General features: G+C 58.6%; 14 protein-coding genes and 2 tRNA genes. 1 reads left to right on the top strand and 15 read right to left on the bottom strand.

Annotation, left to right across the window (positions count from 1 at the left end):
- Positions 1 to 17: 17 nt before the first annotated feature.
- From AC3WQN_RS17230 to rlmE, 8 genes are all read right to left on the bottom strand, one after another.
- Positions 18 to 94 (bottom strand) — tRNA-Met (locus AC3WQN_RS17230).
- Between the two features lie 97 nt (positions 95 to 191).
- Positions 192 to 277 (bottom strand) — tRNA-Leu (locus AC3WQN_RS17235).
- Positions 278 to 299: 22 nt separating this feature from the next.
- A complete protein-coding gene (gene secG / locus AC3WQN_RS17240; protein WP_103401046.1) occupies positions 300 to 683 on the bottom strand; it encodes a preprotein translocase subunit SecG in 384 nt (127 codons plus the stop codon).
- A gap of 4 nt (positions 684 to 687) precedes the next feature.
- The gene (gene tpiA, locus AC3WQN_RS17245; RefSeq protein WP_103401045.1) at positions 688 to 1443 is read right to left on the bottom strand and encodes a triose-phosphate isomerase; all 756 of its coding nucleotides are present in this window, start codon (positions 1441 to 1443) and stop codon (positions 688 to 690) included.
- 66 nt (positions 1444 to 1509) lie between these two features.
- Complete coding sequence (gene glmM, locus AC3WQN_RS17250; RefSeq protein WP_103401044.1) at positions 1510 to 2850, bottom strand: phosphoglucosamine mutase; 1341 nt, start codon at positions 2848 to 2850, stop codon at positions 1510 to 1512.
- 16 nt (positions 2851 to 2866) lie between these two features.
- Positions 2867 to 3718, bottom strand: a complete 852-nt coding sequence (folP, locus tag AC3WQN_RS17255; protein ID WP_103401043.1) for a dihydropteroate synthase — start codon at positions 3716 to 3718, stop codon at positions 2867 to 2869.
- 8 nt (positions 3719 to 3726) lie between these two features.
- Complete coding sequence (gene ftsH, locus AC3WQN_RS17260) at positions 3727 to 5637, bottom strand: ATP-dependent zinc metalloprotease FtsH (RefSeq protein WP_095145061.1); 1911 nt, start codon at positions 5635 to 5637, stop codon at positions 3727 to 3729.
- A 202-nt stretch (positions 5638 to 5839) separates the two neighbouring features.
- Positions 5840 to 6469, bottom strand: a complete 630-nt coding sequence (gene rlmE, locus AC3WQN_RS17265; RefSeq protein WP_103401042.1) for a 23S rRNA (uridine(2552)-2'-O)-methyltransferase RlmE — start codon at positions 6467 to 6469, stop codon at positions 5840 to 5842.
- A gap of 101 nt (positions 6470 to 6570) precedes the next feature.
- On the opposite strand from rlmE, the gene AC3WQN_RS17270 reads away from it, so the two are divergent.
- Positions 6571 to 6879 carry a YhbY family RNA-binding protein gene (locus AC3WQN_RS17270; protein ID WP_103401041.1) on the top strand — a complete coding sequence of 103 codons (309 nt, stop codon included), beginning with the start codon at positions 6571 to 6573 and terminating at the stop codon, positions 6877 to 6879.
- Positions 6880 to 6888: 9 nt separating this feature from the next.
- On the opposite strand, the gene AC3WQN_RS17275 is transcribed toward AC3WQN_RS17270, so the two are convergent.
- From AC3WQN_RS17275 to dnaK, 7 genes are all read right to left on the bottom strand, one after another.
- The gene (locus AC3WQN_RS17275; protein WP_103401053.1) at positions 6889 to 7293 is read right to left on the bottom strand and encodes an MFS transporter; all 405 of its coding nucleotides are present in this window, start codon (positions 7291 to 7293) and stop codon (positions 6889 to 6891) included.
- A gap of 28 nt (positions 7294 to 7321) precedes the next feature.
- On the bottom strand, positions 7322 to 7798 hold the full coding sequence (gene greA, locus AC3WQN_RS17280; RefSeq protein ID WP_103401052.1) for a transcription elongation factor GreA: 477 nt from the start codon (positions 7796 to 7798) through the stop codon (positions 7322 to 7324).
- 2 nt (positions 7799 to 7800) lie between these two features.
- Complete coding sequence (gene carB / locus AC3WQN_RS17285) at positions 7801 to 11022, bottom strand: carbamoyl-phosphate synthase large subunit (RefSeq protein ID WP_103401040.1); 3222 nt, start codon at positions 11020 to 11022, stop codon at positions 7801 to 7803.
- 118 nt (positions 11023 to 11140) lie between these two features.
- Positions 11141 to 12277 carry a glutamine-hydrolyzing carbamoyl-phosphate synthase small subunit gene (gene carA / locus AC3WQN_RS17290; RefSeq protein ID WP_034148342.1) on the bottom strand — a complete coding sequence of 379 codons (1137 nt, stop codon included), beginning with the start codon at positions 12275 to 12277 and terminating at the stop codon, positions 11141 to 11143.
- Positions 12278 to 12535: 258 nt separating this feature from the next.
- Positions 12536 to 13342 carry a 4-hydroxy-tetrahydrodipicolinate reductase gene (gene dapB, locus AC3WQN_RS17295; RefSeq protein ID WP_103401039.1) on the bottom strand — a complete coding sequence of 269 codons (807 nt, stop codon included), beginning with the start codon at positions 13340 to 13342 and terminating at the stop codon, positions 12536 to 12538.
- A gap of 10 nt (positions 13343 to 13352) precedes the next feature.
- Positions 13353 to 14477 (bottom strand): molecular chaperone DnaJ, encoded by a 1125-nt coding sequence (gene dnaJ, locus AC3WQN_RS17300; RefSeq protein ID WP_103401038.1) that lies wholly within the window; start codon positions 14475 to 14477, stop codon positions 13353 to 13355.
- 453 nt (positions 14478 to 14930) lie between these two features.
- Positions 14931 to 16847 (bottom strand): molecular chaperone DnaK, encoded by a 1917-nt coding sequence (dnaK, locus tag AC3WQN_RS17305; RefSeq protein ID WP_095145068.1) that lies wholly within the window; start codon positions 16845 to 16847, stop codon positions 14931 to 14933.
- Between the last annotated feature and the right edge of the window lie 64 nt (positions 16848 to 16911).

Consider the following 16911-nt stretch of genomic DNA (forward strand, 5'->3'; position numbering starts at 1 on the left):
AAAGGGGCTCCTGAAACTGGTTGCGGGGGCCGGATTTGAACCGACGACCTTCGGGTTATGAGCCCGACGAGCTACCAGACTGCTCCACCCCGCGACAAAGCTGGGGCGGAAGTATACGACCGATCCCTGATAGGGTCAATGTAACCTTCCACCTGCAAGAAAGCCCGCAACAGCGGGCTCTCCTGACTAATTGGTACCGAGAAGGGGACTCGAACCCCTACACCCTATGGGCACAACCACCTCAAGGTTGCGTGTCTACCAATTCCACCACCTCGGCAATACTACGTTTGAAACCCTTCTTACTTCTGCTCTTGAGCTGGAGGCACGTCAGTCGCATTGGTTGCCGACTTTTGCTCTTGAAGCACCGGAACATCATCAGAAGCCGGTTTTTGCACTGGAACTTCCAGAACCGCTGGGTTTGGCAAACCTACTTGAGTCAGCTGGTGAGCTTTCTCTTTAGCAAAGTAACCTAACCCTAAGCTGGTTATGAAAAAACCTGCGGCAAGTATAGCAGTAAACTTACTAAGAAAGGTAGAGGAACCTTGGCTTCCGAACACAGTATTTGAAGCACCTGCTCCGAAAGACGCGCCAGCGTCCGCACCCTTACCCTGCTGCAGCAATACGAGAGCTACTACGCCCAATGCACCCAGCAGATGAAAAACGACTACGACTGTTTCCAGCATTTTTTCAGTTTCCCGCGGCGCGACAGATCGCACCGAACTCATCTGCATTCAGGGAAGCCCCACCAATGAGCCCCCCATCGATATCCGGCATGCCGAACAGTTCGACCGCATTGGCCGCCTTCACGCTGCCGCCGTATAGAAGCCGCACACCTTGTGCGACTTCAGAATTCTCTGCCGCCAACTGAGCGCGAATGGCTGCATGCACATCCTGCGCTTGTTGCGGTGAAGCAGTCAGCCCGGTGCCAATGGCCCAGACCGGCTCGTAAGCGATTACTGCATTTGCAAAAGCGCCAACACCCAGCTCCCCGATGATGCTGTCCAGCTGACGCCCGACAACCTCAAGAGTTTTACCGGCCTCACGCTGCGCCAGGGTCTCCCCTACGCACAACACCGGAATCAAGCCACATGCCTGTGCCGCTGCAAACTTGCGATTCAGTGTCCCGTCGAGCTCGCCGATAATCTGGCGGCGCTCCGAGTGCCCAACGAGCACCAGGGAACAACCTGCATCCACCAACTGACTCGGTGCAATCTCACCTGTCAGCGCACCTTGCATCGGCTCCACCGCAGCGTTCTGCGCGCCGACCGAAATCGACTTTCCTTGCAAGCCATCAATCACTTGATTGATATACAGACAAGGCGGGAACACCGCGACATCAACACCGCTCGGCAAGGCCAGATGACGAAGGTCGTCGATCAGCTCAGCGACGCTGGCGCGGGTACCGTGCATCTTCCAGTTACCAGCTACCATAGGGCGACGCATGCTGTACCTCGTCGGTCAAAGTGGGCGCAGATGTTACCCAACCGAATCATTGCTGGCAAGCCGAATTCAGGCAGAAACTTCAGCGACCAGTTTTGCCAGCTCTTCAGCGTATGCACGAACCTGGGTTTCGTCCTCGCCTTCGACCATGATACGCACCAGCGGCTCAGTGCCGGACTTGCGCAACAAGACCCGACCACGCCCCGCCATCGCCTTGGCAACCCGCTCGCTCGCCTCCCTGACGGTCGCATGCTCGACAGGATTGGCACCGCCGGCAAAACGCACATTGATCAAGACCTGAGGGCACTTGCGCAGCGCCTGCCGAGTCTGGGCGAGCCCTTCCTGGCGCGCCTTCATGGCCATCAGCACTTGCAACGCTGCGATAATCGCATCGCCGGTAGTGGTGTGCTGGAAGCAGACGATATGCCCGGAGTTTTCACCCCCTACTGTCCAGTTACGCTCCAGCAGCTCGGCAATGACGTAACGGTCACCGACATTGGCACGCACGAACGGAATCTTCAGCTCGGCACACGCCAACTCCAGCCCCAGGTTGCTCATCAACGTACCGACTACACCGCCCTGCAGACAGCCACGCTCCTGCAGATCACGCGCGATAATGAACAACAGCTCGTCACCGTCGACAACAGCCCCTGTGTGATCGACCATCAATACGCGATCACCGTCGCCGTCAAAGGCAATACCCAGGTCGGCCTGCTCGGCCAGGACAGCTGCCTGCAGCGACCCCATGTGGGTCGAACCGCAATTGTCATTGATGTTCAGGCCGTTGGGTTGCGCGGAAAGCACCACCACCTCGGCGCCCAACTCGCGAAAGACGCTTGGTGCAACCTTGTACACCGCACCGTGTGCACAATCGATCACGATCTTCAGACCGGCAAAACTGGTGCCGGTAGGCACACTGCTTTTGCAGAATTCGATGTAACGACCCGACGCGTCGTTGATTCGCGACACCTTGCCGATCTTGTTCGACTCGACAACCGTCATCGTCGGCGCATCAAGCAACTCCTCGATCATCAACTCGACGTCGTCCGGCAGCTTGGTTCCCTGCCCGGAGAAAAACTTGATGCCGTTGTCATCATGGGGGTTATGGGACGCACTGATCACGATGCCGGCTTCGGCATGAAAGGTACGGGTCAGATAGGCAATCGCCGGGGTAGGCATCGGCCCCAGCAACATCACATCCGCACCCGCGGAGGTAAGCCCGGCCTCGAGCGCCGACTCGAACATGTAACCGGAGATGCGCGTGTCCTTGCCAATCAGAACCTTGCAAACGCCCATTTTCCGGAACGCCATGCCAGCAGCCCAGCCAAGCTTGAGCATGAAGTCAGGAGTAATCGGGTAGGTGCCGACCCGACCACGAATACCGTCGGTGCCAAAATATTTCTTAGTCATAAGTACTCCATCGTTCTTATTCGGCTGATTCCACAGCAGCGATCATCCGCACCACATCCATCGTTTCGGCTACGTCATGCACGCGCAGGATTCGCGCGCCCTTGACCACCGCCAACGCTGCGAGAGCCAGACCGCCATGCAGCCGCTCCCCCACCGGGCGATTCAGCGCCTGCCCGATCATGCTCTTGCGCGACACCCCGACCAGAAGAGGCCGCCCCAAGTCATGCAGGGCTTCCATATGTTTGAACAGGCTCAAATTGTGCTGCAGGTTTTTCGCAAACCCAAAACCGGGATCGAGAATGATCCGCTCAGCCGGGATACCCACCGCAGCACACTGCGCCATACGCTCAGCGAGAAACTCGCCAACCTCGAGCGTTACATCAGCATAGTGGGGATTGTCCTGCATATCGCCCGGCTCGCCGAGCATATGCATCAGGCACACTGGCAAGCCCGTGGCTGCAGCGGCGTCCAGAGCACCATCGCGACGCAGTGATCGAACATCATTGATCAACCCGGCGCCCAGTCGCGCAGTTTCGCGCATGACCGCAGGCGTCGAGGTATCGACCGAGATAATCACATCAAGTTCACGATGAATCCGCTCGACAATCGGCGCGACGCGCTCGAGCTCCTCAAGCGGCGAAACCGCCCGGGCTCCCGGCCGAGTCGACTCGCCCCCCACATCAATCAAGGTGGCGCCGGCAGCGACCATCGCCTCGGCATGTTTCAGGGCAGCATCAAGCTGACTGAAACGACCGCCATCGGAGAAGGAATCGGGAGTGACATTAAGAATACCCATGACATGCGCATGGGCCAAATCAAGAACCCGGTTGCCGCAAGGCAACCGGGTTGAGGACTGAACAAAAGTCATTTCAAACCTTAGACGTCGGCAGCCGGGCCGCCGATAGGGGTTTCCGGACGCTCGTCCTGGACAACAGGAGGCGTACCGGAAGTACCGGTACCACCAGACCAGTCACGCGGTTCGCGTGGAGGACGACCCGCCATGATGTCGTCGATCTGATCGGCATCGATGGTTTCGTACTTCATCAGCGCATCGGCCATCGCGTCCAGCTTGTCGCGATTGTCCGTCAGGATCTGCTTGGCCGTGCCGTAGCACTGATCAATGATGCTACGCACTTCAGAGTCGATCAGCTTGGCCGTCTCGCCCGAGAAGCTGGCGTGTTGACCGCCGCCGCCACGACCCAGGAACACCTCACCTTCTTCTTCGGCATACATCAAGGGACCGAGTTTTTCGGAAAGACCCCACTTGGTCACCATGTTCCGGGCGATCTGGCTGGCACGCATGATGTCGTTCGAAGCACCCGTGGTGACACCGTCAAAGCCAAGGGTCATCTCTTCGGCGATACGACCGCCGTAGAGCGAGCAGATCTGACTGATCAAGGCGCGCTTGGACAGACTGTAGCGATCTTCTTCCGGCAGGAACATCGTCACGCCCAGTGCGCGACCACGCGGGATGATCGAGACCTTGTAGACCGGGTCGTGCTCAGGCACCACTCGACCAACAATGGCGTGACCGGCTTCGTGATAAGCGGTGTTCTGCTTCTCTTTTTCGGACATGACCATCGATTTGCGCTCAGCGCCCATCATAATCTTGTCCTTGGCCAGTTCGAATTCCTTCATCTCGACGATGCGCTTGCCGGCGCGAGCCGCGAACAGCGAGGCCTCGTTCACCAGGTTGGCCAGGTCAGCACCAGAGAAACCCGGGGTACCGCGTGCGATCACCGCCGGAGCGACGTCGTCACCCATCGGCACTTTGCGCATGTGAACCTTGAGGATCTGTTCACGACCACGGATGTCCGGCAAACCGACGACAACCTGACGGTCGAATCGACCTGGACGCAGCAGCGCCGGGTCAAGCACATCAGGACGGTTGGTCGCGGCGATGACGATGATGCCGTCATTCATTTCGAAACCATCCATCTCTACCAGCAACTGGTTGAGGGTCTGTTCACGCTCATCGTGACCACCGCCCATGCCGGCGCCACGATGGCGACCGACGGCGTCGATCTCGTCGATGAAAATGATGCAGGGGGCGTGCTTCTTGGCCTGTTCGAACATGTCGCGAACACGGCTGGCGCCGACACCCACGAACATTTCGACGAAGTCGGAACCGGAGATGGTAAAGAACGGCACCTTGGCTTCACCGGCAATCGCCTTGGCAATCAACGTTTTACCGGTACCCGGAGGGCCAACCATCAGCACACCGCGAGGAATACGACCGCCCAGGCGCTGGAACTTACCCGGATCACGCAGGAATTCGACCAGCTCGCCGACCTCTTCCTTGGCTTCGTCGCAACCGGCAACGTCAGCCAGGGTGGTTTTCACCTGGTCTTCGGAGAGCAGGCGCGCCTTGCTCTTGCCAAAGCTCATCGGCCCGCCCTTGCCGCCCGCGCCGCCCTGCATCTGGCGCATGAAGAACATGAAGACGGCAATGATCACCAGGATCGGGAAGCTTGCAACCAGTAGCTGGGTCCAGATGCTTTGCTGCTCAGGCTGCTTACCCTCGACAACGACGTGGTTGTCCACGAGGTCACCGATCAGACCGTTGTCCTGAATAGCCGGACGAATGGTCTTGAAGCTGTCGCCATCCGTGCGCTTGCCGGTAATGACATAGCCGTCCACGGCTACGCGCTCGACCTTGCCATCCTTGACCTGCTGGATGAAGTCGGAATAGTTGAGGGTCTGTGGCTCGTTAGGGCTGGAGAAGTTGTTCATCACCGTCACGAGGACAGCCGCGATGATCAACCACAGGATAAGATTCTTTGCCATATCGTTCAATTAACTACCCTCTGAAGCAAGCTCCGCAACTGGCGCGCGCCTCGCATGATATTCACCGGCCTAACTTACTACATTACCTACAACTCTGGCAGGCGCCGTCTGTAACCCTTTGTGAAACATTGACTACACAATATTCGTTAATGCTTGTGGGGCGAAATACTAAAAACCTATCACCCCGCAAAAAATCCTCGTTTTACTCACTCGGGCCGCGGTAGCCCCAAGCCAGCATGTATTGCTCGCGAGAGCTGCCACGGGAAGAGTCCGGCTTGATCATCTGGACCTTGTCGAATTTCTGACGAGCGTCCTTCACGTAAGCATCGAACCCTTCGCCCTGAAAAACCTTGATCACAAAATTACCGCCAGGCTTGAGTATCCGAGCCGCCAAATCAAGAGCCAGCTCGCAAAGAAACATGGCTTTTGGCATGTCCACCTCAGGCGTACCACTCATATTGGGGGCCATATCGGAAATCACAAGGTCCACCTGCGAATTACCCACGGCCTCAAGGATCTGAGCGAGCACCTGGTCCTGGGTGAAGTCACCCTGGATGAAAGTCACGTCCGGAATGCTGTCCATTTCCAGGATGTCCGAGGCAATCAGACGCCCCTGACCACCGATCAACCGACTAGTGACCTGCGACCAGCCACCGGGCGCTGCACCCAGGTCGACAACGCTCATGCCCGGACGGATCAGCTTGTATTTCTCCTGGACCTCCAGAAGCTTGTAACTCGCACGTGAACGGTAGCCATCCTTCTGCGCCTGCTTCACATAGGGATCATTGACATGTCTTTTCAGCCAACCAAGGCTTGTCTTGGAACGCGCCATTGGGCACCTCGATGATAAGGGTCGTGATTAATTGGGCGGATCCACGCACCCTCGGGTAAAATGGCCGCCATTTTACAGAATCCAGACGAAAGGGTCAGATTATGCCGCTCACTCAAGAGCAGAAGAAACAGTACAAATCCATTGGCCACCATCTGAAACCAGTTTTGACTGTGGCTGACAACGGTTTGACGGAAGGTGTTTTAGCCGAACTGGAACGCGCATTGAGCGATCACGAGCTGATCAAGATCAAGCTCAACATCCTCGATCGCGAATCGCGCCTGGCTGCCATTGCAGAACTGTGCAAGGTCGGCAAAGCGGATCTGGTACAGGTCATCGGCAAGATGGCGCTGATTTACCGCAAGAACTTCAGCGTAAACAAGCAACTGTCGAACGTCCATCGCTTCAAGTGATGAAACGGGTCAAGGGTGTGCTTCGCGCACCCTGCCACCCCAACCTGGCACCGGCTGCATGACCAGCAGCAAACCGGAAAAGCCCAGGACCAGGTAGCTGAACAGCAACCAATGCTCCGCCTCAGGCCATTCGATGCGCACCACGAAGTACATCGTGCTCGCGTACAGCGCCATCAACAGCAATTGTCCGCGCATATCGCGCCATAGACTGGCAAGGCCCTTGGTCTGAACCAGCACCAAAACCTGAAAAACCACGCACGCAGCTGAAAACCCAACCAGCAGCGCACTCAGCATGCCTGAAATCTCATGGATCAGCAGCGGCGCCAGACCAATTTGGTCCAGCACCGGCAGCAGACCGACGTGCAACAACCACAGGCCGCCGACCCATAACACCTGGGTCAGCTGCCAAAGCATGGCGCCCGCGCGATGCAGGCGCCCGCCCTCAGACATGGCGAACTTCGACAATCTCGTACTCGATAACGCCACCAGGCGTTTTCACCGCCACCACGTCACCCTCTTCCTTGGCGATCAAGGCGCGGGCCAGCGGCGATCCGACCGAAATCTTGCCAAGTTTGAAGTCAGCCTCATCCTCACCCACTATGTGGTAAGTGACGCGCTCATCAGTCTCGACGTTGGCGATTTCAACGGTGGTGCCGAAAATCACTTTACCGGTGTGAGGAATGGACGTGACATCGATGATGACCTGATTCTGAATCCGACCTTCAATGTCACGAATCCGCGCCTCGACCATACCCTGCTGCTCGCGAGCAGCATGGTATTCGGCGTTTTCCTTCAAATCACCCAGCTCGCGAGCCGTACCGATGTCCTGGCTCAGCTTGGGACGTACGACCTTGGTCAGGTGAGTGTGTTCTTCTTCCAGGGCGCGAGCGCCCTGAACAGTCATGGGGTACTTGGTTATGCTCATGCCTTCAATCCTGCGTGTAGATCCTGCAAGCGGCGCACGGTCTTCTCGGGACCGAACTTCAGCGCTTCGCAGATAGCCTCGCCTGCAGCAATGGTGGTGGTGCAGTAAATCTTGTGCTGCAAGGCATTACGACGAATGGAGTACGAATCAGCGATCGACTGACGACCTTCGGTGGTGTTGATGATCAGCGTGACTTCGTCATTCTTGATCATGTCGACCACGTGCGGACGGCCTTCGGTCACCTTGTTCACACGACGCACTTTCAGGCCTGCAGCCTCGATCAGCTTGGCAGTACCGGCAGTGGCGACCACTTCGAAGCCCAAGTTGATCAGATCACGGGCTACGCCTGCAACCAGCGGCTTGTCATCGTCACGCACGCTGATGAACGCAGTACCGCCGGTCGGCAGCACTTCGCTGGCACCCATCTGGGCCTTGGCGAAGGCTTCGCCGAAGGTGTCGCCCACACCCATCACTTCGCCCGTGGACTTCATCTCCGGGCCGAGGATCGGGTCAACGCCAGGGAATTTGGCGAACGGGAACACCGCCTCTTTCACGCTGTAGAAGTTCGGAATGATTTCCTTGGTGAAGCCGATTTCCTTCAGGGTTTTACCGGCCATCACGCGTGCCGCGATCATGGCCAGGGAAACACCGATGCACTTGGAGACGAACGGTACGGTACGCGAAGCGCGCGGATTGACTTCAATGACGTAGATGTCGTCGCCTTGCAGCGCCAACTGAACGTTCATCAGGCCGACCACGCCCAGCTCCAGCGCCATCTTCTTGACCTGCTCGCGCATCTCGTCCTGGATGTGCAGCGGCAGCGAGTACGGCGGCAGCGAGCACGCGGAGTCACCGGAGTGAACGCCGGCCTGCTCGATGTGCTGCATGATTGCGCCGATCACCACATCCTTGCCGTCGCAGACCGCATCCACGTCCATTTCGATGGCGCAGTTGAGGAAGTGATCCAGCAGCACAGGGCTGTCGTTGGAGACCTGAACCGCTTCACGCAGGTAGCGCTTGAGTTCTTCTTCTTCGTAGACGATTTCCATCGCACGGCCGCCCAATACGTAGGACGGACGCACCACCAGCGGGTAGCCGATCTTGCCAGCGGCACGAATGGCTTCGTCTTCGCTGCGCACGGTGGCGTTTGGCGGCTGACGCAGGTTCAGGCGCTGGACCATTTGCTGGAAACGCTCACGGTCTTCAGCACGGTCGATGGCGTCAGGGCTTGTGCCGATGATCGGCACGCCAGCCGCTTCCAGGGCGCGAGCCAGCTTCAACGGAGTCTGGCCGCCGTACTGGACGATCACGCCTTTCGGCTTCTCGACGCGCACGATTTCCAGCACGTCTTCCAGGGTCACTGGTTCGAAGTACAGGCGATCGGAGGTGTCGTAGTCGGTGGACACGGTTTCCGGGTTGCAGTTGACCATGATGGTCTCGTACCCGTCATCGCGCAGCGCCAGTGCCGCGTGAACGCAGCAGTAGTCGAACTCGATGCCTTGGCCGATACGGTTCGGACCGCCACCCAGGATCATGATCTTGTCGCGACCCGATGGCGCCGCTTCGCACTCTTCTTCGTACGTCGAGTAGAGGTAAGCGGTATCGGTAGCGAACTCTGCAGCGCAGGTGTCAACGCGCTTGTAGACCGGGAAAATTTCCAGCTTGTGGCGATGCGCACGCAAGCTCTTCTCGGTCACGCCCAGCAGCTTGGCCAGACGCTGATCGGAGAAGCCTTTGCGCTTGAGGCGGAACATCAGGTCTTTGTCGATCGCCGACAGACCCAGGGTCTTGACCTTCTCTTCTTCCTTGATCAGATCTTCGATCTGCACCAGGAACCAAGGGTCGATCATGTTCATGCCGAAGATATCTTCGACCGTCATGCCAGCGCGGAAGGCGTCAGCCACGTACCAGATACGTTCGGCGCCCGGCACGGTCAGTTCGCGCTTGAGCACGCTCATGCTTTCCGGATTGCTCAGGTCGAGCTTCTCGTCCAGACCGCAAACGCCGACTTCCAGACCGCGCAGGGCTTTCTGCAGGGACTCCTGGAAGGTCCGGCCGATGGCCATGACTTCACCGACCGACTTCATTTGAGTGGTCAGGCGGGCGTCAGCCTTGGCGAATTTCTCGAAGGCGAAGCGTGGCAGCTTGGTCACGACGTAGTCGATGGACGGCTCGAAAGACGCCGGGGTCTTGCCACCGGTGATGTCGTTCGACAGCTCATCCAGGGTGTAGCCCACCGCCAGCTTGGCAGCGACCTTGGCGATCGGGAAGCCGGTAGCTTTCGAGGCCAGCGCCGAGGAACGGGATACACGCGGGTTCATCTCGATGACGACCATGCGACCGGTGTCCGGGCAGATGCCGAACTGGACGTTGGAGCCGCCGGTTTCCACGCCGATCTCGCGCAGTACCGCCAGGGAGGCGTTACGCAGGATCTGGTATTCCTTGTCAGTCAGGGTCTGTGCCGGAGCAACGGTGATCGAGTCACCGGTGTGCACGCCCATCGGGTCGAAGTTTTCGATCGAGCAAACGATGATGCAGTTGTCCTTCTTGTCGCGGACAACCTCCATTTCGTACTCTTTCCAGCCGATCAGGGATTCGTCGATCAGCAGCTCTTTGGTCGGAGACAGGTCCAGACCTCGGGCGCAGATTTCTTCGAACTCTTCACGATTGTAAGCAATACCGCCACCGGTGCCGCCCATGGTGAAGGACGGACGGATGATGCACGGGAAGCCAAGCTTCTCGAGGACCGCATTGGCCTCTTCCATGCTGTGGGCGATACCGGAGCGCGGGCAGTCCAGGCCGATGGATTTCATCGCCTTGTCGAAACGCGAACGGTCTTCAGCCTTGTCGATGGTGTCGGCATTGGCACCGATCATCTCTACGCCGAACTTCTCCAGAACGCCTTCGCGCTCCAGGTCCAGGGCACAGTTCAGAGCGGTCTGGCCACCCATGGTTGGCAGCAGCGCGTCAGGACGCTCTTTCTCGATGATCTTGGCAACGGTCTGCCACTTGATCGGCTCGATGTAGGTAGCGTCGGCCATGGCCGGGTCGGTCATGATGGTGGCCGGGTTGGAGTTCACCAGGATGACGCGGTAACCCTCTTCGCGCAGGGCCTTGCAAGCCTGGGCGCCGGAGTAGTCGAATTCGCAGGCCTGGCCGATAACGATCGGGCCAGCGCCGAGAATCAGGATGCTTTTAATGTCTGTACGTTTTGGCATGGGTTTGTCACTCAAATCCGCAGGTCAGTCGGCAAGCCGTCTTGTTCAATCTCTGAAGACCTGAGGGGGCCGCCGGTGTCGGGACCACCCTCAAGCTTCGCTACATCAGGGCGAGCGATCAGCGTCGCTTGGCCATTTCGTTGATGAAGCGATCAAACAGTGGCGCTACGTCGTTCGGGCCGGGGCTGGCTTCAGGGTGACCCTGGAAGCTGAAGGCGCTCTTGTCGGTACGCTCGATACCTTGCAGGGTGCCGTCGAACAGCGACTTGTGGATCGCACGCACGTTGGCTGGCAGGGTCGCTTCGTCTACGGCAAAACCATGGTTCTGGCTGGTGATCATGACAACACCGGTATCCAGATCCTGAACCGGGTGGTTGGCACCGTGGTGGCCGTGACCCATTTTCAGGGTCTTGGCGCCGGAGGCCAGGGCCAGCAACTGGTGACCCAGGCAGATACCGAATACCGGAATCTCGGTCTCCAGCACGTCCTTGATCGCCTGGATCGCGTAGTCGCATGGCTCAGGGTCACCCGGGCCGTTGGACAGGAACACGCCGTCAGGCTTGAGCGCCAGCACATCGGCGGCTGGCGTCTGGGCCGGCACCACGGTCACGCGGCAACCGCGCTCGACCAGCATGCGCAGGATGTTCACTTTGACGCCGTAGTCATAGGCCACTACGTGGTACGGCAGCTCGGAAGCCTCGATGGTCGCGTGGCTGTCGGTTTTCAGATCCCAGACAGTCGAACGCCACTCGTAGGTGTCCTTGGTGCTGACGACTTTCGCCAGGTCCATGCCTTTGAGGCCAGGGAAGCCCTGGGCAGCGGCGATGGCCGCTTCTTCGGAAATGTTGTCACCGGCCATGATGCAGCCGTTCTGCGCGCCTTTCTCACGCAGGATGCGCGTCAGGCGGCGAGTGTCGATACCGGCGATGGCCACAACGTTGTTGGCCTTCAGGTAGTCGGACAGGGACATCGTGTTACGCCAGTTGCTCGCAACCAGTGGCAGGTCACGGATGACCAGGCCAGCAGACCAGACGCGATTGGACTCGGCATCTTCCGGCGTAGTGCCGGTGTTGCCGATGTGCGGGTAAGTCAGGGTAACGATCTGTTGGGCGTAGGAAGGATCGGTAAGGATTTCCTGATAGCCGGTCATGGCGGTGTTGAACACCACCTCTCCAACGGTTTGACCGTCGGCTCCAATGGCTTCGCCGCGAAAAATGCTGCCATCAGCAAGGGCGAGTATGGCTGGCTTAGTCAAGAAGACCTCCCGTAAATAAAGCCTGAAGGGGCGATCGCAGGTTGCAAAAAAGCGGAGTGACGTATGGACACGTCACCCCGCTTCTTCACTGAATTATTCTGCGCGCTTTTAGTGGACACACTAAAGCTGTAGCTTACAGAAAAAGGCTTTTTTGGTCCACCGCTAATGAGCCTAAAAGGCAGGAGAATGCGACAGGACGTCGCGTAGCGGTTGAAACGGGGCCCGAAGCATGAGTTCGAACCCCGTCGGTGGCGCATCTTACCGCAGGTCGAGCACATCCTGCATGTCATAAAGACCCGGCTCGCGAGCATCAAGCCACAACGCAGCACGCACCGCCCCCTTGGCAAAGGTCATGCGGCTGGACGCCTTGTGAGTGATCTCCAGTCGCTCACCCTCGCAGGCGAACAGCACCGTATGATCACCGACCACATCCCCACCACGAACCGTGGCGAAGCCTATGGTTTCACGCTCGCGAACACCGGTATGGCCTTCACGCCCATAGACCGCGACCTTCTGCAGATCACGATCCAGCGCCTCGGCGATCACCTCACCCATGCGCAGGGCCGTACCTGACGGCGCGTCGATCTTGTGCCGGTGATGGGCTTCGATGATTTCGATATCGGCATCATCGCCCAGCACCCGAGCCGCCACATCCAACAACTTGAGCGACAGGTTCACGCCGACACTGAAATTGGCCGCGAACACGATGGGAATGTCCGTGCCCGCCTCGGCCAGCAACTGCTTCTGAGCAGCGTCCAGCCCCGTCGTGCCGATCACCATGGCCTTGCCCGCCTTGCGGCAAAACGCCAGGTTTTTCAGCATGACTTCCGGGAGCGTGAAGTCGATCAACACATCGAACTCTTCAGCCACCGCTTCCAGGTTAGCCGACAACGGCACACCGATTCGGCCCAGGGACGCCAGCTCACCGGCATCCACTCCAATCAGCGTACTGCCTGGGCGCACGATTGCCGCCGTCAGGCCGGTGAGCGGCGCGCGCTGCTGCACCGCCTCCACCAGAATCTTGCCCATGCGCCCAGCAGCGCCCATCACAGCTATACGTCGCATACCGGATTCCTTACAGATCGCCGAAGAAACGCTTCACGCCTTCGAACCAACCCGTGGTCTTGGGTGAGTGGCTGTTGTCATCCGCCAGGGAGCTGCGGAACTCCTCCAGCAGTTCACGCTGACGACGACTCAGGTTGACCGGAGTCTCGACGGCAACACGGCACATCAGGTCACCCGCACCGCCACCACGAACCGGCGCGACGCCTTTGCCGCGCACACGGAACTGCTTGCCGGTTTGCGTACCCTCAGGAATCTTCAGCTTGACCCGACCATCCAGGGTCGGAATTTCCAGTTCGCCACCCAGGGCCGCATCGACGAAGCTGATCGGCACTTCGCAGAACAGGTGCTTGCCGTCGCGCTGGAAGATCGCGTGCTCGCGCACATTGATCACCACGTACAGGTCGCCTGTCGGCCCACCCTGAGTACCGGCCTCACCCTCGCCCGACAGACGAATGCGATCACCGGTGTCCACGCCAGCCGGCACTTTCACCGACAGGGTCTTGTACTCTTCGACACGGCCTTCGCCGTTGCAGGAGTTGCACGGGTCGGCAATGATCTTGCCCTGGCCATGGCAGCGCGGGCAGGTCTGCTGCACCGAGAAGAAGCCTTGCTGCATGCGCACCTGGCCGATACCGCCGCAGGTCGGGCAGGTCACGGGTGAGGAGCCCTTCTTGGCGCCCGAACCGTCGCACGGCTTGCAGTTGACCAGCGTCGGCACACGGATATTCACGGTCGTGCCGCGCACCGCTTCTTCCAGGTTCAGCTCCAGGGTGTAGCGCAGGTCGCTGCCGCGCTGGGCACCGCCACGGGAACCGCCACGACCACCGCCGAAGAAATCACTGAACACGTCGCCGAAGATATCGGAGAAGTTCTGCCCACCGAAGCCGGCACCGCCGCCACCCATGCTCGGGTCGACGCCAGCATGACCGTACTGGTCGTAGGCCGCGCGCTTGCTGGAGTCGGACAGCACTTCATAGGCCTCGTTGGCCTCTTTGAACATTTCTTCCGACGCTTTGTCGTCAGGATTACGGTCCGGGTGGTGCTTCATCGCCAAGCGGCGGTAGGCCTTTTTCAGGTCTGCCTCGCTCGTGCCACGCTCAACACCCAACACTTCGTAATAGTCACGCTTTGCCATAAGTCTTTGCACTCTTGAGGACGTCCGACAAAACCCTCCTGAGTTTGCCGAACTCGTTGAGCCCCAATACAGGCCCGGACCCAACTCACGTCAATTCAACGATCCTGGTCTTTGATTCTTGCGGTACTTGCGGCGCGAAAAGCAGGAGCATTTCCGGCCATACCACCAACATGCTGGGGCGGACTGAATGGCTTGTTCGTTAGGCAACTCCGGCGCCTGAGCACCATACCCTGCGTTGCCGCTCCTCCCCATAGCGCGCTATGAGTCGTCGCAGCGCCTTGGTTATGGCGTTCAGTCATCCGAACTTGCTCTAACGAACAAGCCACTCAATCCGCCGCTGTCGCATGCTGTAAAAATTCGTCTACTCCAGACACGCCAACGCGGGAGCAAGCTCCCGCGCGGCGACATCCTACCAGTCACCGCACAAAGGCAGTCAACCGGCCGACCAACAACTTACTTGTGGTCTTTGACTTCTTCGAACTCAGCGTCGACAACGTCGTCAGCCTTTTCAGCCGATTCGCCCTGCTGTGCCGCGCCTTCAGCCGGCTGAGCCTGCTCGGCGTACATCTTCTGCGCCACTGGAGCGGAGACTTTCGACAGCTCTTCAACCTTGGCTTCGATGGCGGCCTTGTCGTCGCCTTTAACGGCGGCTTCCAGGGCAACCACTGCGGCTTCGATTGCAGTCTTCTCTTCAGCAGTCACTTTGTCGCCAGCGTCCGCAACCATTTTGCGCGTCGAGTGAACCAGCGCGTCGCCCTGGTTGCGAGCCGTTGCCAGCTCTTCGAACTTGCGGTCTTCGTCGGCGTTGGTTTCAGCATCACGAATCATCTGCTGAATTTCTTCCTCGGACAGACCGGAGTTGGCCTTGATCACGATCGACTGAGTCTTGCCGGTGGCCTTGTCCTTGGCGCCTACGTGCAGGATGCCGTTGGCGTCGATGTCGAAGGTCACTTCAATTTGTGGCACGCCACGTGGTGCTGGTGGAATCTCGGCCAGGTCGAACTTGCCCAGGGACTTGTTCTGGGCAGCTTGCTTACGCTCGCCTTGCAGCACGTGAATGGTCACGGCGCCCTGGTTGTCGTCGGCAGTCGAGAACACTTGCGATTTCTTGGTAGGAATCGTGGTGTTTTTCTCGATCAGCGCGGTCATCACGCCACCCATGGTTTCGATACCCAGGGTCAGCGGGCTGACGTCGAGCAGCAGCACGTCTTTCACGTCACCGGCCAGTACCGCACCCTGGATGGCAGCACCCATGGCAACCGCTTCGTCCGGGTTCACGTCTTTACGGGCTTCTTTACCGAAGAAATCGGTAACAGCCTTCTGAACCAGCGGCATACGAGTCTGACCGCCGACCAGGATCACGTCGTCGATCTTGCCAACGTCGATACCCGAGTCTTTCAGAGCGATGCGGCAAGGCTCGATGGTGCGTTGAACCAGGTCTTCCACCAGCGCTTCCAGCTTGGCGCGGGAGATTTTCACGTTCAAGTGCTTAGGACCGGTCGCGTCTGCAGTGATGTACGGCAGGTTAACGTCGGTCTGCAGGCTCGAAGACAGCTCGATCTTGGCTTTTTCAGCGGCTTCTTTCAGACGCTGCATGGCCAGCGGGTCACCCTTGAGGTTCATGCCGCTTTCTTTCTTGAATTCGTCAACGAGGTAGTCGATCAGACGAATGTCGAAGTCTTCACCACCCAGGAACGTGTCACCGTTGGTCGCCAACACTTCAAACTGGTGCTCGCCATCCACTTCGGCGATTTCGATAACCGAAACGTCGAAAGTACCGCCACCCAGGTCATAAACGATCACGGTGTGATCGCCCTTGGCCTTGTCCATGCCGTAAGCCAGCGCAGCTGCGGTTGGTTCGTTGATGATACGTTTCACGTCCAGGCCAGCAATACGGCCGGCGTCCTTGGTCGCCTGACGCTGGCTGTCGTTGAAGTAAGCCGGAACGGTAATGACCGCTTCAGTCACGGCTTCACCGAGGTAGTCTTCGGCGGTTTTCTTCATTTTCTTCAGGATTTCAGCCGAGATCTGTGGCGGCGACATTTTCTGGCCGTTCACTTCAACCCAGGCGTCGGCGTTGTCAGCCTTGACGATCTTGTAAGGGACCATCTGAATGTCTTTCTGTACCACTTCTTCGTCGAAGCGACGACCGATCAGACGCTTCACCGCGTACAGGGTGTTATGCGGATTGGTCACGGCTTGACGCTTGGCCGACTGGCCAACCAGGATTTCGCCATCGTTGGCGTACGCGATGATCGACGGCGTGGTACGCGCGCCTTCGGCGTTCTCGATAACTTTTACGTTGCCGTTTTCAAGAATGGAGACGCAGGAGTTGGTAGTCCCCAGGTCGATACCGATAATTTTGCCCATGTTCACTCTCCCGAAACTTTGGATTTGGTTGCCGCAGCAGTGGTGGCTAACTGCGGTAGCACTT

This window comes from Pseudomonas sp. FW300-N1A1, assembly GCF_058789115.1.